The organism is Micromonospora humida (genome assembly GCF_016901255.1).
In the GTDB taxonomy this organism is placed as follows: Bacteria; Actinomycetota; Actinomycetes; order Mycobacteriales; family Micromonosporaceae; genus Micromonospora; species Micromonospora wenchangensis.
In genome coordinates this window covers 661,246-679,171 of the sequence record NZ_JAFEUC010000002.1, presented here as the reverse complement: position 1 = coordinate 679,171, position 17,926 = coordinate 661,246, and the positions used below count along the sequence as shown (strand labels likewise).

General features: G+C 73.6%; 18 protein-coding genes and 1 pseudogene. 10 read left to right on the top strand and 9 right to left on the bottom strand.

Annotation, left to right across the window (positions count from 1 at the left end; genetic code table 11):
* The first annotated feature begins 5 nt into the window (after positions 1 to 5).
* The 3 genes from JQX11_RS06870 (at position 6) to JQX11_RS06860 (ending at position 1,449) form a co-directional block, all read left to right on the top strand.
* A complete protein-coding gene (locus JQX11_RS06870) occupies positions 6 to 461 on the top strand; it encodes an RrF2 family transcriptional regulator (RefSeq protein WP_204924179.1) in 456 nt (151 codons plus the stop codon).
* A 150-nt stretch (positions 462 to 611) separates the two neighbouring features.
* Positions 612 to 791 (top strand): DUF4236 domain-containing protein, encoded by a 180-nt coding sequence (locus JQX11_RS06865; RefSeq protein ID WP_007075522.1) that lies wholly within the window; start codon positions 612 to 614, stop codon positions 789 to 791.
* Between the two features lie 127 nt (positions 792 to 918).
* On the top strand, positions 919 to 1,449 hold the full coding sequence (locus JQX11_RS06860) for a potassium channel family protein (protein WP_204924093.1): 531 nt from the start codon (positions 919 to 921) through the stop codon (positions 1,447 to 1,449).
* On the opposite strand, the gene JQX11_RS06855 is transcribed toward JQX11_RS06860, so the two are convergent.
* Positions 1,409 to 2,314: a MarR family transcriptional regulator gene (locus tag JQX11_RS06855; protein WP_232377267.1), complete on the bottom strand. Its 906-nt coding sequence runs from the start codon at positions 2,312 to 2,314 to the stop codon at positions 1,409 to 1,411. The genes JQX11_RS06860 and JQX11_RS06855 overlap by 41 nt on opposite strands.
* A gap of 24 nt (positions 2,315 to 2,338) precedes the next feature.
* Complete coding sequence (locus JQX11_RS06850; RefSeq protein WP_204924092.1) at positions 2,339 to 2,860, bottom strand: VOC family protein; 522 nt, start codon at positions 2,858 to 2,860, stop codon at positions 2,339 to 2,341.
* A 50-nt stretch (positions 2,861 to 2,910) separates the two neighbouring features.
* Here JQX11_RS06850 and JQX11_RS06845 point away from each other — a divergent pair, with 50 nt between their 5' ends.
* Both JQX11_RS06845 and JQX11_RS06840 read left to right on the top strand, forming a co-directional pair.
* Positions 2,911 to 3,372, top strand: a complete 462-nt coding sequence (locus JQX11_RS06845; RefSeq protein ID WP_204924177.1) for a MarR family winged helix-turn-helix transcriptional regulator — start codon at positions 2,911 to 2,913, stop codon at positions 3,370 to 3,372.
* 57 nt (positions 3,373 to 3,429) lie between these two features.
* Positions 3,430 to 5,397, top strand: a complete 1,968-nt coding sequence (locus tag JQX11_RS06840) for a tetratricopeptide repeat protein (protein ID WP_204924091.1) — start codon at positions 3,430 to 3,432, stop codon at positions 5,395 to 5,397.
* 398 nt (positions 5,398 to 5,795) lie between these two features.
* Here JQX11_RS06840 and JQX11_RS06835 read toward each other — a convergent pair whose 3' ends face one another.
* Positions 5,796 to 7,190: a HAMP domain-containing sensor histidine kinase gene (locus JQX11_RS06835; protein ID WP_204924176.1), complete on the bottom strand. Its 1,395-nt coding sequence runs from the start codon at positions 7,188 to 7,190 to the stop codon at positions 5,796 to 5,798.
* Positions 7,191 to 7,231: 41 nt separating this feature from the next.
* Entirely contained in the window at positions 7,232 to 7,888 is a 657-nt protein-coding gene (locus JQX11_RS06830; RefSeq protein ID WP_088642184.1) for a response regulator transcription factor, read from the bottom strand.
* A gap of 95 nt (positions 7,889 to 7,983) precedes the next feature.
* Between JQX11_RS06830 and JQX11_RS06825 the strand changes: the two genes are divergently transcribed.
* Both JQX11_RS06825 and JQX11_RS06820 read left to right on the top strand, forming a co-directional pair.
* Positions 7,984 to 9,123, top strand: coding sequence for a LolA family protein (locus JQX11_RS06825; protein WP_204924090.1), 1,140 nt, complete (start codon positions 7,984 to 7,986; stop codon positions 9,121 to 9,123).
* A gap of 173 nt (positions 9,124 to 9,296) precedes the next feature.
* Positions 9,297 to 11,657 (top strand): HelD family protein, encoded by a 2,361-nt coding sequence (locus JQX11_RS06820; RefSeq protein WP_204924089.1) that lies wholly within the window; start codon positions 9,297 to 9,299, stop codon positions 11,655 to 11,657.
* Between the two features lie 69 nt (positions 11,658 to 11,726).
* Here the strand turns inward: JQX11_RS06820 and JQX11_RS06815 are convergent, their stop codons facing one another.
* Positions 11,727 to 12,116 carry a hypothetical protein gene (locus JQX11_RS06815; RefSeq protein WP_232377442.1) on the bottom strand — a complete coding sequence of 130 codons (390 nt, stop codon included), beginning with the start codon at positions 12,114 to 12,116 and terminating at the stop codon, positions 11,727 to 11,729.
* 413 nt (positions 12,117 to 12,529) lie between these two features.
* Between JQX11_RS06815 and JQX11_RS06810 the strand changes: the two genes are divergently transcribed.
* Positions 12,530 to 12,814 (top strand): hypothetical protein, encoded by a 285-nt coding sequence (locus JQX11_RS06810; RefSeq protein ID WP_204924175.1) that lies wholly within the window; start codon positions 12,530 to 12,532, stop codon positions 12,812 to 12,814.
* A gap of 125 nt (positions 12,815 to 12,939) precedes the next feature.
* On the opposite strand, the gene JQX11_RS06805 is transcribed toward JQX11_RS06810, so the two are convergent.
* The 4 genes from JQX11_RS06805 to JQX11_RS06790 all read right to left on the bottom strand — a co-directional run bounded on the left by JQX11_RS06805 (position 12,940) and on the right by JQX11_RS06790 (position 16,901).
* Complete coding sequence (locus JQX11_RS06805; RefSeq protein ID WP_204924087.1) at positions 12,940 to 13,926, bottom strand: sporulation protein; 987 nt, start codon at positions 13,924 to 13,926, stop codon at positions 12,940 to 12,942.
* Between the two features lie 63 nt (positions 13,927 to 13,989).
* On the bottom strand, positions 13,990 to 15,255 hold the full coding sequence (locus tag JQX11_RS06800) for a Bcr/CflA family efflux MFS transporter (protein ID WP_204924086.1): 1,266 nt from the start codon (positions 15,253 to 15,255) through the stop codon (positions 13,990 to 13,992).
* 214 nt (positions 15,256 to 15,469) lie between these two features.
* A complete protein-coding gene (locus JQX11_RS06795) occupies positions 15,470 to 16,066 on the bottom strand; it encodes an RICIN domain-containing protein (RefSeq protein ID WP_204924085.1) in 597 nt (198 codons plus the stop codon).
* Between the two features lie 262 nt (positions 16,067 to 16,328).
* Complete coding sequence (locus JQX11_RS06790; protein ID WP_307826089.1) at positions 16,329 to 16,901, bottom strand: TetR/AcrR family transcriptional regulator; 573 nt, start codon at positions 16,899 to 16,901, stop codon at positions 16,329 to 16,331.
* Between the two features lie 152 nt (positions 16,902 to 17,053).
* Between JQX11_RS06790 and JQX11_RS32190 the strand changes: the two are divergent.
* Both JQX11_RS32190 and JQX11_RS32185 read left to right on the top strand, forming a co-directional pair.
* Positions 17,054 to 17,395: pseudogene (locus JQX11_RS32190) on the top strand (alpha/beta fold hydrolase); the annotation flags it as partial.
* Between the two features lie 109 nt (positions 17,396 to 17,504).
* A complete protein-coding gene (locus JQX11_RS32185; RefSeq protein ID WP_232377455.1) occupies positions 17,505 to 17,909 on the top strand; it encodes an alpha/beta fold hydrolase in 405 nt (134 codons plus the stop codon).
* The last annotated feature ends 17 nt before the right edge of the window (positions 17,910 to 17,926 follow it).

Below are 17,926 nucleotides of genomic sequence, written 5' to 3'. Positions count from 1 at the left end.
GCATGGTGCAGATCTCCGCGCGCGGCGACTATGCGGTTCGAGCGGCCCTGAGCCTGGCCACCGCCTACCCCTCCCTGCTCTCCACCCAGGCGATCGCCAGCGAGCAGGACATGCCGCGCAAGTTTCTCGAAGCGGTCCTGGCTGACCTGCGTCGGGCCGGCGTGGTCCGCGCGCAGCGCGGCGCCGAGGGCGGTTACACCCTGGCCCGACCACCGCGCGAGGTCACCGTCGGGGCGATCCTGCGCGCCGTCGAGGGCCCGTTGGCCGGGGTACGCGGGCTACGTCCCGAGGAGACCCGGTACGAGGGCTCGGCGGAGAACCTCCCCCGGCTCTGGGTGGCGGTGCGTGCCGCCGTCCGGCAGGTACTCGACGAGGTGACTCTCGCCGAGGTGGTCAGCGGACGGCTCCCGACGCACGTCCGCAAGCTGACCACCCTGCCCGATGCGTGGGAGCCGCGCTGACGGTCGCGCCACCGGTTCGGCACGCCAGAATCGTCCCGCCGTGGTCGACACCGTCCAGCCTGGACCGGAGCAGGTTTCGGTTTTCGTGGATGCGGGCATCTAGCGGGCCGAGACGGTAACGATGACAGGGAACGCGAAGGGAGCGCCACGATGGGTCTGATGTTCCGTAAGCGCAAGAAGTACGGGCCGATCATCCTGAACTTCACCGAGAACGGCTTCTCGTCGTGGAGCATCAAGATCGGTCGCTGGTCGTGGAACTCCCGGGCCAAGGCGCACCGCGTCGACCTGCCGGGCCCGCTGTCCTGGAAGCAGGACAAGTCCCGGGCGTGACGCCCTTGTGTCGAACGGGGTGCCGGTGGTCCACCGGCACCCCGTTCGGCGTCCATGCCCCGGCCCGCCGCCGGCCGGGTTCGGCGTTCCCCGGATCGGGGCAGTCCCGACGGCGCAGAATCGCCGCATGGCGAGCGACGACGGAAACTGGGCGCGGGTGCGGCGGCACACCCTGGCGGCCTGCGTCCTGCTGGTGGTCAGCTACTTCCTGATCCCGTTGGAGCCCGATCCGAACGGACTGCGGCTGACCCTGCGCGCGGTCGGCACCCTGCTGCTGATCAGCGTGGTCACCGTCCTGGTCACCCGTCAGGTGGGCCGCCAGCTCGGGAGCCGCGCCCCGGTCGGCGGGGACGAGGTCCGCTCGTTGAGCCGGCTGGTGGTGGCGCTGGTCGCGGGGCTGCTCGCGTTCGCGGTCGCCGACTACGTGGTGGCCGGCAGCGGGCCGGGGCAGTTCTCCGGGCTGCACACCCGGTTGGACGCGCTCTACTTCGCCCTGACCACCCTCACCACGGTCGGCTACGGGGACGTGCACGCCCAGGGGCAGCTCGCCAAGGCGATCGTCTGCGTGCAGATGGTGTTCAGCATCGGGGTGATCGCCACCGGGGCGTCCATCGTGGTCAGGCAGTTGACCGGGCGGCCGGGGCGGGGCCCGCGCTGATCAGCACGTCCCCGCCGAGCCGCCCGTGCTCCGGGTCCCGGGTGACCAAGCCGGCGTCCAGCAGCTCGGCCAGCGCCCGCCCGGCGTCCCCGGCCCGGTAGGCGGTCGCGGTCAGCGCGTGCCGACGCAGCTCGGTCACCGTACGCGGGCCGTGGCGGGTCAGCTCGGCGAGCAGTTCATCGTGCAGCGGTCCGGTCACCGGGTCCGCCCCCACGTCGAGCAGGCCACCGGCCGGGTCCCGGTAGCGGACGGCGATGCCGTCGGCTCCGTCGGCGTCGGTGGCCCAGAGCGCGTCCTTGAACGCCTCCAGGCTCTTGTCCAGGCCGGTGCCGAAGGCGACCAGGCGGGCCGGCGTCCCGTCGGCGGGAACCAGCTCGACCTCGGCGACCAGGGGAAACCCGGCGGCGGTCAGGGCCGGCCGCAGGTCGGTGCCGGTGCCGGTGAGCAGCACCTCGGCCGGGCGGCCGGTGGTCGTGGCGGCCAGCAGCGCCGGTGTCGGTGCCGCGTCGTCGAGCAGGGTGAGCAGTGGTGCGCCGGCCGCTCCGGCCGCCTTGAGCACCACCGGCAGCCGGGCCGGGTCGCCGGGCACCACGTGCACGGCCACGTCGCCGGGCAGGCCGGCCTCGACGATGCCGAGCCGGGCGGGCAGCTCGGGGCCGCCGTCGGCGAGCACCAGCACGGTGAGCCGGCGGCCCCGGAGCCGGTCGGCGAAGCCGGCCACCACCCGCAGGGCCGCCTCGGCGCTGCCGGGATCACCGGCGTACGCCAGCGCGAGGGTGGCCCGCCGGGAGCGGTGCAGGGCCCCCGGCAGCCAGTGGTCGAGCTGACGGACGAGCAGTCCGTCCAGGACGGCGTCGATCGACATCCTGTCGTTCTACCGTACGGCCGTTCAGACCGGGACGGAGATCCCCACCCCGCCCCGGGTCTGCCCGCCGTAGCGGGCCCGTTCGCGGTCGAGGTCGAGCCGGCCGATCCGCTTGCGGGCGGCGAGGGTGTCCTCGTCGAGCTGGTCGGCCGGGACGATCCAGACGATCTCGAACTCCAGCCCGTCGGGGTCACGGCCGTAGAGGCTCTTGGTGGTGCCGTGGTCGGAGGTGCCGACCAGGGCGTCGGCGGCGGCCAGCCGCTGGGCGGTGGCGGCCAGCTCGTCGAGGGTGTCCAGCTCCCAGGCCAGGTGGTAGAGGCCGACGGTGGCCCGGCCGGCCTGCGATCGGCCGGCGTTCGTGCCGATCTCGAACAGGCCGAGGTCGTGGTCGTTGGTCGAGTCGGGGGCCTGGAGGAAGGCCGCGCCCCGGAACCCGTCCGGGGTCATCGGCACCGGGCGGAAGCCCAGCACGTCGCGGTAGAAGTCGATGCTGCGACGCAGGTCGGAGACGTAGAGCACGGCGTGGTTGAGGCGGTGGATTCCCATGTCCACCACGCTAGCGCGATTTTGTTGAGCGTTCAACTATTCCGGCTATGATGGTCGTCATGACCCGCTGGCTGGACCCCGACGAGCAGCAGACCTGGCGTGCCTTCCTGACCGCCACCCGGGCGCTGACCGACACCCTCGACCGCGAGCTGCAACACGACGCCGGGATGCCGCACGCCTACTACGAGATCCTGGTCCGGCTCTCCGAGGTGCCCGACCGGCGGCTGCGGATGAGCGAGCTGGCCGACCTCACCGGCTCCTCGCGCAGCCGGCTCTCGCACGCCGTCGCCCGGCTGGAGACCGCCGGCTGGGTACGCCGCGAGGACTGCCCCACCGACCGGCGCGGGCAGGTCGCCGTGCTCACCGACGCCGGTTTCGCGGCCCTCGCCGCCGCCGCCCCCGGCCACGTCGAGGGGGTACGCCGGCACCTGTTCGACGCGCTCAGCCCCGCCCAGGTCGACCAGTTGCGCCGGATCAGCGAGACGCTGGTCGCCCACCTGACCGGTTCTTGACCAAGTTGCCGACCGGCAAGGGTTGTACTAACCGTTGCCGGCCAAGCACGATGGGGCGTGTCTTCCGGCTTCGGTGAACTGACCCTCCAGGCGCAGCACCTGGTGTCCGCCGGCGACCTGGCCGGTGCCCAGCGACTGCTGGCCGACGCGCTGACCGACGCGGACCCCCGCCCCGACCACGCCTCCCCCGAGCTGGCCGAGGCCGCCGGGCTCCAGGCCCGGCTGCTGGTCACCCTCGGCGAACCGCACTCCGCGCGCGGCTGGGCCGCCTTCGCGTACGCGGCGTCGAGCCGCTTGTACGGCATCTCCGACCAGCGGACGATCTCGGCGGCGGCCACCCTGGCGGCGGTGCTGCACCGGGTCGGCAGCGACGCCCGCGCCGCGCGGCTCTACTCCGAGGTGATCCTGGAGCTGACCGCCCACGACGGCCCCGAGTCGCTGCGAGTGCTCGCCGCGCACGCCGACCTGGCCACCGTGGAGTATGCCCGGGGCCAGTGCTCCGAGGCCCGTGAACGCCTCCAGGACGCCTGGGAGCTGCACCGCGAGGTGTACGGCGACGGCCACGCCAGTGGCATCAAGATGCTCGCCCGACTCGGTGCCATGCAACGCGACTGCGGCCGATTCGACGAGGCGCACGACAACCTCGCCCTCGCCCGCGAGCTGGCCCGTGAGCACCTGGCCGCCGACGACCCGCTCGCCCGTCAGGTGGCCGCCCTGGCCCGCGCCGCCGCCGACCCCGACCACGTCTGCGACGACGAGCCCGCCCCCGAGCGCGGCACGCCCGTGGTGCCGGCCGCCCGCACCCCGCCGCCCGCCGAGGGTCCGCCCGACCTGCCCGCCTGGTCGGCCGGCCCGGTGCCACCCGACGATCCGTACCCGCCGACGGTGCCCGGCCAGCGGATGCCCGCCGACGACACCGGCTACCCACCGGACGCCGACCCCTACGGTGCCCCTGACCGGTTCGGCGCGCCTGACCGGTTCGACGCGCCCGGCCGGTTCGGCGCGGCCGGTACTGCGGCGGGTGGCGGGTATTCCGCCGGCACCGGCCATCCCACCGACAGCGGCTACGGCCCCTGGGACGGCCAGCCCGGCGGGGACGGCTACCGGGCCGGCGACGGTCCGGGCGACGTCGGCTACCGGGGCGACACCGGCTATCCGGGCGGCAGCGGCTACCCGACCTCCGGTCATCCGACCTCAGCTCGTCCGACCTCGGATCACCCGACGCCAGGCCGGCCGGTCGAGTCGGGCTATCCGGCGGGCGCGGGTCATCCGGCCGAGCCGGGTGATTTCGGCAGGCCCGGTCACTCCGGCGGGCCCGGTCACCCCAGCGGGCCGGGGTATCCGGCAGGGTCGGGCCGGATCGACGACGACGGACACTGGCCGCCCGAGCCGGCCACGGCCGGGACGACCGGTTCCACGGCCGGCGGGTGGCGGGACACCCCCTACGCCCCGCCGCTGTCGCAGAGCCGCCGGGACGAGGAGGCGGCCGGGGTACGCCGGGTCACGCCCACCGAGCCACCGGTGGACCCGTCACGGTTGCTGCCCGTGCTGGTGCCGCGCCGGCACGCCCCGCCCCGCCGCCGCCCGGGTGCCGTACCGCTGGTGGCCGCCGGGGTGGCCGTGGTGCTGTTGGGTGCGGTCGCGGTGATCGCCGGGGTGTCCCAGGTGGGCGGCTCCGACGCGCCACCGCCCGCCGCTCCGAGCGAAGCCGCCCCGACCGCCGCCACGCCGAACGCCGGCCCGCCCGCCTCGCCGGGCACCCCACCGGGGCGGGTGACGCTGCGGGACCGACCCGACGGCATCACCCTGACCTGGACGTACCCGGCCGGCAGCGAGGGCCCGGTGGTGCTCTCCGCCGCCCAGGCCGGGCAGGACCCACGTCCCTTCCAGACCCTCCCACCCGGCACCGACAACTTCGTCGTACACGGCCTGGACCGCACCACCAACTACTGCTTCACCGTCGCCGTCGTCTGGTCCACCGACGTGGTGGCCCGAGCCAAACGCGTCTGCACCACCCGCCGCTGACCCACCCCTGCCCACCCGCCCCGTCCCACCCCTCCCCGCCCCGCGCCGCTCACCATGTTGATCAAGAGGTTTGCGTCATCCCCGGCGAAATCCCTGACGCAAACCTCTTGATCACCGCCCCCTCCACCCCACCCGGTCGGGTGATCAAGAGGTTTGCGTCAGCCCGGGTGGGTGGGAGTGACGCGAACCTCTTGATCACCGCGGGCAGGCGGGGCACGCGGACGCACGGGGACAGGGCACGCGGACGCACGGGGGCAGGGCACGCGGGCGCGCGGGCACGTCAGGGTGCCGCGGGTAGGTGGACCGCCGAGGCGGGCGGGACCACCGGGGCGGGCTGCTGCGCTCGGGCGGGGGCCGTTTCGCGCGGGCGGGAGCGGGGCGGTTGGCAGGGGGGTGGGTCAGTCGGGGTCGGGTAGGAGCGGTAGGTGGAGTCGGACGGTCAGGCCGGGGCGCGCATCGTCGAGGGTGATGGTGCCGCCGCCCCGGCGTACCAGCTCGCGCACGATGGCCAGGCCGAGTCCGGCACCGCCCGCGTCCCGGGCCCGGCCCTCGTCCAGCCGGGCGAACCGGCGGAACACCCGCTCCCGGTCCGCGACCGGGATTCCCGGTCCGTCGTCGGTCACCGTCACCAGGTGGTACGCCCCGTCGGCCGCCGGTTCGACCGCCAGTACCACCCGGGTACGGGCGTGCCGGACGGCGTTGTCGACCAGGTTCCCCAGTACCCGCCGCAGTTCGTCGGGCACACCGACGGTCCACACCGCACCCGCCGCCGCGACGACGGTCACCTCCGGTGGCACCGCCGAACCCGCCCCGACCACCGCGGGACCCGTCCCGGCGGTCGGGCCGGGCCAGCGGGCGGCGACCTCGGTGAGCAGTGCGCCAAGCTCCACCGGCTCCGCCGCGCGGAGGTGGTCGACCTGGTGTGCCGGCTCCTCGTCGAGGCGGGCGAGCAGGAGCAGGTCGTCGACGAGCCGGCCCAGCCGTTCGGTGTCGGTGAGCAGGTCGGCGGCGACCGCCGGCCAGTCGGTACGGTCGCCGAGGCGCTGGGCCACCTCCAGTTCGGTACGCATGTTCGTCAACGGGCTGCGCAGTTCGTGTGCCGCGTCGGCGAGGAACGACCGTTGCCGGGCACGGGCCGCCGCCAACCGGTCCAGCATGTCGTTGAGGGTGACCGCCAGCCGGTGGATCTCGTCCTGGGAGGCGGGTACGGGCAGCCGGCCGGCCGCGTCCCGCCCGGTGATCTCGGCGGCCCCGCTGCGTAGCGCCTCGACCGGGCGCAGGGTGGCCCCGACCACCCGCCAGGCGACCACCGCGAGCAGCCCCACCAGCAGCGGGAAGGCGACCAGCAGCACTGTACGGGCGGCCTGGGTGGCGTGCCTGACGTCCACCGTGGAGCGGCCCACCAGCACGGTCACCGGCTCCCCCGCCGACCGGGCGGGTACCGCCACCACGCGTACCGGCCCCTCCCAGCCGAGCCGTTGGCCGGGCACGACGGTGCGCTGCCGGCCGGTGCCGGTGAGCTGGTCGGGGCGGAGCATCGGCACCAGCCGGTCGGCGTCGATGGAGGCGGCCCGGATCCGCCCGGCGGAGTCGACCACCTGGACCCGTAGCTGCCCACCGGCCACCGGCAGCGGATCGGGCAGCGCGTTCTCCCCGGCCAGCCGGGCGACCGCGTCGGCGGTGCGGAACGCCTCCTCGTCGACGGTGCGTTGCAGCGTCCAGCCGAGCGCCACCAGCAGCACCACCCCGCCGAGGGCCAGCCCGACCGACAGGCCGGCCACGCCGAGCACCATCAGCCGGGCCCGCAGCCCGAGCGCCGACCAGCGCAGCCGGCTCACGGGATCAGCCGGTAGCCGGCGCCCCGGACGGTCTCCAACCGGTCCCGGCCGATCTTGCGGCGTAGGTAGCCGACGTACACCTCGACGGCGTTCGGGGCGGTCCGCAGGCTGGCGTCCCAGACGTGGTCGAGCAGTTCGGTCTTGGAGATCACCTCGCCGGGGCGGCGGATCAGGTACTCCAGCAGCGCGAACTCCCGGGCGGTGAGCACCACCTCGGCGTCGGCCTTCGTGACCCGGCGGCGGGCCGGGTCCAGCCGCAGGTCCCCGACGGCGAGCACGGTCGGCCGTTCCGGTGCGCCGCGGCGCAGCAGCGCCCGCAGCCGGGCCACCAGCACCACGTACGAGAAGGGTTTGGTGAGGTAGTCGTCGGCCCCGCAGTCCAGCCCGTCGGCCTGGTCGTACTCGCCGTCCTTGGCGGAGAGCATCAGCACCGGCAGCCAGTGCTCGTCGGCGCGTAGCCGGCGGACCACCTCGTAGCCGGACAGGCCGGGGAGCATCACGTCGAGGATCATCGCGTCGTAGCCGCCGTGCCGGGCGGCGTCCAGCCCGGCCGGGCCGGTGCCGGCCGTGTCCACCACGAATCCCTCGGCTGTGAGCCCACGTTGCAACGCCGCCGCCAGCCGGGCCTCGTCCTCCACCACCAGCACCCGCATCGTCCCAGCGTGCCACCTCGACGCGACGGACCGGCACGCCGTCCTCAGCGGGCTCACAGCAGCGAACCGGCAGGATGGTCGCAGGAGGTGCGCTCATGTCCGTACTGAAGAACCGTTCCACCCTGCGGTGGCTGGTGCCGCTGGCCGCCGCGGTCACCGTCGTCGGTGGAGGTGCCGCGATCGGCACGTTCGCCGCGAACGCCGAGCCGGCCCTGCCGCCGCGCAGCGCCGCCCAGCTCCTCGTCGACCTGCAGACCGCCCGGCTGGACGGGTTGTCCGGCACGGTGGTGCAGCGGGCCGACCTCGGTCTGCCGCCGCTGGCCGGGCTGGCCGGCGGGGACGCCGCGCTGCTCACCGGCACGCACACCCTGCGGGTCTGGTACTCGGGGCCGGACCGGCAGCGGGTCGCGTTGCTCGACACCCTGGGCGAGCGGGACGTCATCCGTTCCGGTCGGGACGTGTGGACCTGGGACAGCAAGGCCAACACGGCGACGCACCGGACGCTGCCGGAGTCGACCGGGCGGGCGGCGGAGGGCGCGTTGCCGGTCACCCCGAAGGACGCCGCCGAGCAGGCGTTGGCCGCCGTCGACCCGAGCACGCTGGTGACCACCGGCCGGTCGGCCACGGTCGCCGGGCGGGACGCGTACGAACTGGTTCTCACCCCGCGTGACGAGGCGTCGCTGGTGCACCAGGTGCGGATCGCCATCGACGCGACGGAGCACGTGCCGCTGCGGTTCGAGGTGCTCGCCGACGGGGCCGACCGGCCGGCGTTCGAGGTGGCCTTCACCCAGGTCGACTACCGTCGCCCCGACGCCGACCAGTTCACGTTCAACCCGCCGCCCGGGGTGAAGGTGTCCGAGGAGACCACCGGCCGGCCGGGGTCGAAGGCCGGCCCCCACCGCAAGGACGGCAAGCCGGGCGCGCAGCGCCCGGGGGCCGAGGACGCGGGTCTGCGTACCGTGGGGACGGGCTGGACCACCGTGCTGGTGGCGCGGACCGGCGCGGCGGACGTGGCGCGGACGCCGGCCGGTGACGCGGCGAAGCCGGGCCCGGCCGACGGCCCCGGCGCGGCGCAGGCCCTCGACCTGCTCAACGGGTTGCCGAAGGTCAGCGGGGACTGGGGCAGCGGCCGGTTGTTCGCCGGGAAGCTGTTCAGCGTGCTGCTCACCGACGACGGGCGGGTGCTCGCCGGCCTGGTGACGCCGGAGCGGCTGTACGAGGCCGCGCGGGGCTGATCCCGCACGTCACGACCCTCGGGGGTCCGGGCCGGCTCGCGCCGGCGCGGGCCCCCGTCGCCGTGTCCGGCGTGGGTTCGGAGTCGTGTCCGGCAGGCTTGGTGGGGGGCCGCCGCAGGCGGTATCTTGAACAGTTCCCGAAATGCAAAAAGGAACGGCTGAAGAGCCATTCCATGCGTGATTCTAAGCGACGAGGAGACGGCTTGTCAACGCACCCGGACGAGCTGCGACAACACGACGACGAGATCGGCCGCGAGCAGGAGTACGTCTCGATGCTCTACGGCCGGCTGGACGCCATGCGTGAGCAGGCCGCCCGGCGGCTCACCGGCGAGCTGCGCGCCGGTGGCGGCGGCACCCAGCAGGACCGCTCCCAACGCGACAGCGCCGTCCAGATGTACGCCGACCAGGTCGAGCAGTTCTCGGCGGTCGAGCAGGGGCTGGCCTTCGGCCGGCTCGACGGGGCCGACGGCAGCCGGCACTACATCGGCCGGATCGGCATCTTCGACACCGACGGCGACTACGACCCGCTGCTGATGGACTGGCGTGCCCCCGCCGCCCGGCCGTTCTATCTCGCCACCGCCGCCAACCCGCAGGGCATCCGGATGCGGCGGCACCTGCGCACCCGCGAGCGGAAGGTCACCGGCCTCAACGACGAGGTGCTGGACATCGAGACCGCCTCCCCCACCGGCCACGAGGAACTGACCGGCGAGGCGTCGCTGCTCGCCGCGCTCAGCGCCGGCCGGACCGGCCGGATGCGGGACATCGTGGAGACCATCCAGGCCGAACAGGACCGGATCATCCGGGCCAACCTGCCCGGCGTGCTGGTCGTGCAGGGCGGCCCCGGCACCGGCAAGACGGCGGTCGCGCTGCACCGCGCCGCGTACCTGCTCTACACCCACCGGCAGCAGCTCTCCACCCGGGGCGTGCTGCTGGTCGGGCCGAACGCGACGTTCCTGCGCTACATCTCGCAGGTGCTGCCGACGCTGGCCGAGACGGGTGTGCTGCTCAGCACCCCCGGTGACCTGTTCCCCGGGGTCACCGCCCGGCGCGCCGAACCGGCCCGGACCGCCGCCCTCAAGGGCCGGGCGGTGCTGGCCGAGGTGCTCGCCGCCGCCGTCCGGGACCGGCAGTGGGTGCCGGACGAGCCGATCGAGATCGAACTGCCCCAGCGGGAGGTGCTGCGGCTGGACCCGGAGACGGTACGCCAGGCCCGCGACCGGGTCCGGCGTACCGACCGACCGCACAACCTGGCCCGCGCCCTGTTCGACATCGAGATCGTGCACGCCCTCGCCGACCAGGTCGCCGAACGGATCGGGGCGGACCCGCTCGGCGGGGACAACCTGCTGGAGGAGGCGGACCGGGCCGAGATCCGTCGGGAGCTGCGCGAGGAACCGGAGATCACCGCCGTCCTGGACGAGCTGTGGCCGGTGCTCACCCCGCAACGGCTGCTCGCCGACCTGTACGCCGCGCCCGAGCGGATCGCGGCTGCCGCGCCGATGCTCACCGACGACGAGCGTGCCCTGCTGCACCGCGCACCCGGCGGTGGCTGGACGCCGGCCGACGTGCCGCTGCTCGACGAGGCCGCCGAGCTGCTCGGCGAGGACGAGCGGGCCGCCGCCGCCCGCCGGGAACGCATCAGGTCTTTCCAACGCGAGTACGCCGAGGGCGTGCTGGAGATCGCCAGGGGTTCCCGTTCGATCGACGTCGAGGACGAGGCCGAAGGCGGTGAGATCCTCGGCGTCACCGACCTGATCGACGCCGACCGGCTGCTGGAACGGCAGGAGGAGACCGACCGGCTGACCACCGCGCAGCGGGCCGCCGCCGACCGGCGGTGGGCGTTCGGGCACGTGATCGTGGACGAGGCGCAGGAGTTGACCCCGATGGCCTGGCGGCTGCTGATGCGCCGCTGCCCGAGCCGGTCGATGACGATCGTCGGGGACGTGGCGCAGACCGGGGCGCTGGCCGGCACCCCGTCCTGGGGCGAGGCGTTGGAGCCGTACGTGGCGCGGCGCTGGCGGTTGGAGGAGCTGACCGTCAGCTACCGCACCCCGGCCGAGATCATGGCGGTGGCCGCCGAGGTGCTCGCCGGGATCGACCCGGAGCTGCGCCCGCCCCGCTCGGTACGCCACAGCGGCGTGAAGCCGTGGGACCGGACGGTCACGGCGGACCGGCTCGGCGCGGAGCTGGTCGCGGCGGCCCGTGCGGAGGCCGCCGACCTGGCCGGTGGCGACGGGGACGGCCACCCCGGCGACGGCGGGGGCCGGCTCGGGGTGATCGTGCCGGCCGGGCGGGCCGACGAGTTGGCGGGCGTCGTGCTGGCCGCGATGCCCGAGGTGGCCGTGGGCGAGCAGCCCGAGTTGGAGAGCCGGGTGGTGCTGCTCACCGTCGGCCAGGCCAAGGGGCTGGAGTTCGACTCGGTGCTGGTGGTGGACCCGGACGGGATCGTCGCCGAGTCGCCCCGGGGCCGCAGCGACCTCTACGTCGCGTTGACCCGCGCCACCCGACGCCTGGGCGTGCTGCGCCCGGCCGGCTGACCGCCGCGCGGCCGGGTCGGGGGGCGGGCCCCTCCGACCCGGCCGCCGGGGCGTCGGCGGCGGCCGGCGTCAGTCGTCGGAGAAGTCGCCGATCTCGACGGCGCTGGCGGACTGGTCGCTGACCGGGCCACCGGTCGGGGTGCTCAGGCCACCGGTGGTGGCGTCGCCGGTGGTGGTCGGGGCGACCGTGCCCGGATGCCGTTCGGGTTGCCGGGCCACCCGCCGGACGCTGGCCGGCCCGGCGGTGCCTCCGGTGGTGGTGACCGCGCCCTGACCCCGGGTGGGGCCGCCGTCGCGCAGCACCTCCGGGTCGACCGGCACGTCGGCCACGTCGTCCGGGTCGTCCTCCTGTAGTGCCCGGGTCACGTCGATCTGGGGCACGGTCACCTCGTCGAGGGCGCCGGGACCGTACGCCCCGGCGGTGAGCCGTTCCTCGGCCTGACGGGTGGACTCCCGCATCCTGTCGTCGCGCACGTTCCTCACCTCACAGGGTGTCGGTGGAACCCACTGCGTGCCCGGGGGCCCGACCACCAAACACCTCCGCCCTTTGCCGGTCGACACCACCGCTCTTTGCCGGCCGGGGCGGCGCGTACCACGGTCGGGGCACCGGGCTGCGGACCCGGCCGGCGGCGGATTTTCGGCCGGAGGCCGGTGTTACCTGCTCCGGGTCGGGGGGTAGACCCAGGGTGCCCCCGCCACAGCAGGTGAACCGTGCCGTGGCCGACCGCGGTAGCGGGGCGAGGGAGTGCAGGTACTCATCAAATCCTGAGGAGGACCAGATGAGCACGCAGGCTGCATCCACCAGGCCCATGAACCGGCCGATGCAGGACACCGCCCAGCGCAACGCCATGATGAACGACCAGACCCGGCAGATGCCGATGATGCACGACGGGCACCGGGAAGCGATGCCGTCTCCGGGTACGGAGACCAAGCAGTCGTTCCTGACCACCGAGTTCTGGGTCTACGCCGCCGCCGTCGCGGTCGTGGTGATCTCCGCCTTCTGGCGTGGCACCACCACGAACGGCCTGAACATCAACAACCCGACGCAGGCGTGGTGGTTCCTGACCGCCCTGACCGGCGCCTACCTGGTGAGCCGGGGCCTGGCGAAGGCGGGTTCGGCGCGGCGTTCCGGCGCGGAGCGCAAGGGTCGTCGCTGACACGGCTGACCCGAGCAGCGTGAGCTGCTGAGCACGATGGCCCCCCGGGACTACTCCCGGGGGGCCATCGCTGGTCCGCGTCGGCCGCCGCACGACGGCCCGCCGACGTCGGGCGCGGTCTCAGCTCACTCGTCGTCGCCGAAGTCGCCGCCGTCGTCGTCGCCCTCGAAGGCGTCGTCGAGCAGTTCACCGGCGACGAGTCCACCGGCGACACCGAGCGCCGCGCCGGCCACCACGCCGCCCATCCCCGGCCCCCGGCCGTGGTGACCGTGGCCGTGGCCGTGCATCGGGTAGCCGTGGGTGGGGGCGCCGAAGCCGGAGGAGGCGCGCAGGTTGCCGTACGTGGCGGTGGTCTCGCGCAGCCAGCTGTCGACGACCCGGACCCAGTCGACGCGGTCGACGTCGCCGTGGGACACGGTGTACCTGCCGAACACGTCGTGCCCGGAGCTGAGGAAACCGCCCCGCTTGTCGCACTCCAGCACCACCTCGACGCCGTGCGGGCTGGTCACGAAGGTCAGCTCCACCTCGGAGATGGCCTGCGCGTACTGGGGTGCGGCGAAGAACTCGATCTCCTGGTAGAACGGCAGCGTCTGCTGCGAACCCCGGATGTGGCCCCGCTCCAGGTCGGCGTGCTTGAACCGGAACCCGAGCTGCTGGAACGCGCCGAGGATGTGCTCGTGCACCGGCAGCGGGTGCACGTTGACCTGGTCGAGGTCGCTCTTGTCGACGGCGCGGGCGATCGCCAGCTCGGTCCGCAGCCCCATGGTCATGCCGTGCAGGCGCTGGCCGTAGACGTCGGTGATCGGGGTCTCCCACGGCACGGGGAACTGGAACGGGATGGCGAGCTGCTGCTTGGGAGCGAGCTGGAGCGGGCCGCTGACCACCATCCGGTGGAACTCCATGACGCCTGCGTACTCGCTGTCGCCGCCCTCGATCTCGACCCGGGTGACCAGGCCGATGCCGATCTGCTCGATGTTGGCGGGGGCGTCCCCGCCGACCAGGTTCACGTTGCCGTCGAGGGTCAGGCCGGGCCGGGTGTTCGGGTTGGCCAGGACGGTGTCGACGCTGGGCCCGCCGACCCCGAACGCGCTCAGCATCTTCTTGAAGACCATCGGAACTCCCGCTTCACGGTCGGCGCACTCCACCGTGGAGCACGCACGGTTACCCGGCGCACCCTAACCGCCAGGACTGTGAAGTGCCTGAAAGGACGCACCGGGGCGGGTCAGCAGCACCAGCACCACGCAGGCCGCCACGAAGAAGACCGCCATGGCCGAGGCCATGGGCAGCAGGGTGGCGTACCCGAGGAGACCGGTGAGTGGCGTGACCAGCGCGCCGGCGAGGAAACCCAGGCCACCCTGGAGCGCCGCGGTGGTGCCGGCGGAACGCCGGCCGGCCTCCTGGGCCAGCGCGGTGCTGGCCGGGAGGGTCAGGCCCATGCCGGCGACCACCACGGCGAGCAGCGTCCACGGCACGGCCAGCGGCCCCCCGGCCCGCCGGTCGACCAGGGCGACGACCAGCAGCACGAGGGTGGCCACCGTGGACGCGGCCAGCCCGGCGGCCCGGAGCCGGCCGGCGCCGAGCCGCCTGACCAGTACCCGGAACAGCAGCCCGGCGGCGGCCATGCCGGCGGCGTTGGTGGCGAAGATGAGGGTGTAGCGGGACTCGTCCACCCGGTAGGCGGTCTGGAAGACGAACGCCGAGCCGCCGATGTAGGTGAAGAAGCCGGCGATGGCCAGGCAGAGCACGATCAGGTTGGTGAGCACCGTCCGGTCCCGCAGCAGGCCGGCCATCCGGGCCAGCGCCGCACGCGGGCCGCCGTCGTGCCGGCGGTGCGTGGGCAGCGTCTCCGGCAGGCCGACCAGCGCGGCGACCGCCATCGCCGCCCCCAGCCCGGTGAGGGCGAGGAAGACGGTACGCCAGGTGCCGTGGTCGAGGATCACCCCGCCGACCGCCGGTGCCAGCACCGGGCCGAGAAACGTCACCGAGGCGATGCTGCCGAACCGGGCGGCGGCCTGGCCGCCCTGCCAGGCGTCGGTCACCATCGCCCGGCCGAGCGCCACCCCGGTGCCGGCCGCGATCCCCTGCCCGAGCCGGGCGAGCACCAGCACCCCGGCGGTCGGGGCGGCGGCGCAGAGCAGCGACAGCAGGGCGAAACTCACGGTGCTCACCAGGACGATGCCGCGCCGGCCCCGGCTGTCGCTGACCGGGCCGAGCAGGAGTTGACCGGCGGCCACACCGATGATGAACGCGGTCAGGGTCAGCTGCGCCATGGTGGCGCTGGTGTCCAGGGAGCGCCGCAGTTCGGGCAGGGCGGCGATGTACGCGTCGGTGGCGAACGGCCCCACCCCGGTCAGCAGCACCAGCGCGGCCATGGACGGCCTACCCGCCACCCGGCCTGGTCGGTGCGACCCGGACGGCGTCTTCACCTGCGCAGGGGTCACCCATGGACCGTAGACGAATCACGGGTGGAGTGCCGGCACCCGAGGACCTCGGCTGCCTGATTGACCACGTTCCGCCGATGTGACGCCATCCCCGCATCTGGGGTATCGCCACATCGGCGGAACGTCGCCAGGTCAGCTCCACGTCGTCCACGTCCACGGCCGGCCCGCCACCCGAGCCACCTGGCCCGGCACCGCGAGCGTTCATGTCACGGCACTAGCTGATAACCCACTTCGCGTAGTCGCCCGCCCCACTCGGAGACGGTGACGAAGAGGGCGAAGGGTGGGGGGAGACAGAAGGAGAGGGAGAGGCGCTTCCGCCCTCGTTCAGACACGACATCAGGACGACGATCGTCCCAGGTGCCGGGTTGTCCCCGTAGATGGACAGACACCACCCGCCCGACAGTCCGCTCAGCAGCCTGCCACCATTGGTGAGGGTCCACTGTTGGTTGGTGGAACCGCAGGTCCAGTCGAGCACGGAGGTTCCGTCGGCGGTCACGCCGTTCAGGACGTCGGCGCATCGACTCGGATCGGCCTGGGTGGAGAGATTGCCGGCGTTCCCAGCACTGAAAGCCCAGCTCATGGTCTTCCCACCCTGGGAGCATGGCATGACGACCAGCGGCGCCCCATCGAATGCGTTGCCATTGTAGAGGGTCAGACACAAACCGGAGTCTGGATTCTTGAGCTGATAGTAGTTGGCGTTGACTCCCATCTGCGTGTCGTTCCGGTCGGGAGTTTCCAGTTGCGCCGTTGCACCGGCGGCCGGCCACACCATAAGGCTCAGCGCGAGAAGGGTGGCTCCGAATCCCGCCACGAGGGCACGGTGATCAAGACGGAGACGACTCATACGTCAGTCCATTCATAGATGTGAATACCTTTCCTAAGTATCCAGATACGGGCGGGAGATTGCAATCATTTTCTCGTCCGGCCGGAGTCCACCGCCCATCGCCGTGCCACTACGGGAAAGGGATTCCCGAAGTTGGGATCTGCCGCACAACCAGTACCGAATTGGCTCGCCAGCACGCCGCTCGAATTGCGTTTCGAGAAAAAGGCTCAGATCACCTTGCGGAGGTGCCTCACCCGGCGTCGTCGACGAGCAGTCCGCGCAGGACGCCGCGTACTGTCGCTTCGAAGAGGTCGCGGGGCGCGGACGGTGACGGGTCGGTCATGGCGGCGACCAGGTTCGGGTAGGCCGCCAGGTCGGTGCCGGCGAAGCCGACCGGCGGCGCGGCGGTCTCCTGCCGGGCGAACAGCGACGTCACCCCGGTCATCATGGCGATCGCCTCGAACTTGGTGGTGGTCGCCGCCGGAACCGGATGCAGGACGGCCAGGCAGTGGTCGAACCAGGCCAGGCTCTGCGGGCCGGGGGCGGTCGGCCGGGGCAGGATCTCTACCAGCCAGGGGTGCCGGCGGTAGAGGTCGAGTTGCCGCCGGGCGAGGCGCAGCATGGTGTCGAGCCAGTCGTCGCCGGATTCCGGGTAGGGGCGCAGCTCCCCCGCGGCCCGGTCGACCATCAGGTCGAGCAGGTCGTCGCGGGAGGACAGGTAGCGGTAGAGCGAGCCGGCGCCGGTGTGCAGCGCGGCGGCGACCGCCCGCATGGAGACCGCGCCGATGCCGTCGGCGTCGGCCACCACGAGCGCGGCGGCCACGATCTCGTCCCGGGAGTGTGAGGGCGCGGGACCGCGCTGCCCCCTTGCGGGCCGGGACCAGATCGGCGGACGCGCTGGCTCGTCGGGTGAGGTCACCGCTACACTCTAAAACTGCAAACGCCGTTCGCGGTTTCGATGTCGGGGAGGACGAGATGGAACAGCACTGGACCGTGCAGCGGGTACCGGCGGCCGACGACGCCGAGATCGTGCTCCACTCCACCGGCAGCGGGCCGGGCATCATCGTGGTGCACGGCGGCGGCGTCACCATCGGCATCTACCGCCGGTTGGCCCTGCGGCTGGCCGACCGGTTCACCGTGCACCTCTACAACCGTCGCGGGCGGGACGATGCGGCGGCCCGCGCCGAGCCCTACGACGGCGAGCAGGACGTCGACGACCTCGCCGCGCTGCTGACCGCCACCGGGGTCGGCAACGTGCTCGGCCACAGCGGCGGCGGCTTCGTGGCCCTGCGCGCCGCCGCCCGGGGGTTGCCGATCGACCGCCTCGCCCTCTATGACCCGGCGGTGCAGGTGAACGGCCTGTTCCCCCTCGGCTGGGTGCCCGCCGCCCGCGCGGCGGCACACGCGGGCGACATCGCCCGCGCCCTTGCGCTCCACCGGGGCCGGCCTCAACACCCAGTCGGCCACGTCGCGTCTGCCACTGGCCGTCCAGGTGGCCATCTGCCGGCTGTTCCTGCGTACGCCGATCGGGCGCGGCATGGGCGAGCTGCTGCCGACCACCCTGGACGAGAGCGCGCTGATCCAGCACCACGACAGCCCGCCGCAGCGGTGGGCCGGGATCACCGCCGAGGTGCTGTTGGCCTGCGGCGGCAGCGGCCCGCCCTACTACCGGCCGATCACCGAGGCGCTGGCCGGTGCGCTGCCGCACGCCCGCACGCTGGTGGTGCCGCGCGCCGGTCACGACGCGCTCAACCGGGCCCCGCAGCACCTGGTCGACGCGCTCGCCGACTTCTTCACCACCCCGGTCACCTCGCAGCGGGCCCGTTCCTGACCAGCCGGCGGACGGGA

Bases quoted from the DNA above. Each gene is read 5' to 3' on its own strand.
- JQX11_RS06850 (WP_204924092.1), bottom strand. From the start codon at position 2,860: ATGGGAATCCACCGCCTCAACCACGCCGTGCTCTACGTCTCCGACCTG.
- JQX11_RS06830 (WP_088642184.1), bottom strand. From the start codon at position 7,888: ATGCGGGTGCTGGTGGTGGAGGACGAGGCCCGGCTGGCGGCGGCGTTG.
- JQX11_RS06860 (WP_204924093.1), top strand. From the start codon at position 919: ATGGCGAGCGACGACGGAAACTGGGCGCGGGTGCGGCGGCACACCCTG.
- JQX11_RS06825 (WP_204924090.1), top strand. From the start codon at position 7,984: ATGTCCGTACTGAAGAACCGTTCCACCCTGCGGTGGCTGGTGCCGCTG.
- JQX11_RS06820 (WP_204924089.1), top strand. From the start codon at position 9,297: ATGCGTGATTCTAAGCGACGAGGAGACGGCTTGTCAACGCACCCGGAC.
- JQX11_RS06815 (WP_232377442.1), bottom strand. From the start codon at position 12,116: ATGCGGGAGTCCACCCGTCAGGCCGAGGAACGGCTCACCGCCGGGGCG.
- JQX11_RS06865 (WP_007075522.1), top strand. From the start codon at position 612: ATGGGTCTGATGTTCCGTAAGCGCAAGAAGTACGGGCCGATCATCCTG.
- JQX11_RS06835 (WP_204924176.1), bottom strand. From the start codon at position 7,190: ATGGTGCTCGGCGTGGCCGGCCTGTCGGTCGGGCTGGCCCTCGGCGGG.
- JQX11_RS06805 (WP_204924087.1), bottom strand. From the start codon at position 13,926: ATGGTCTTCAAGAAGATGCTGAGCGCGTTCGGGGTCGGCGGGCCCAGC.
- JQX11_RS06855 (WP_232377267.1), bottom strand. From the start codon at position 2,314: ATGTCGATCGACGCCGTCCTGGACGGACTGCTCGTCCGTCAGCTCGAC.
- JQX11_RS06810 (WP_204924175.1), top strand. From the start codon at position 12,530: ATGCCGATGATGCACGACGGGCACCGGGAAGCGATGCCGTCTCCGGGT.
- JQX11_RS06845 (WP_204924177.1), top strand. From the start codon at position 2,911: ATGGTCGTCATGACCCGCTGGCTGGACCCCGACGAGCAGCAGACCTGG.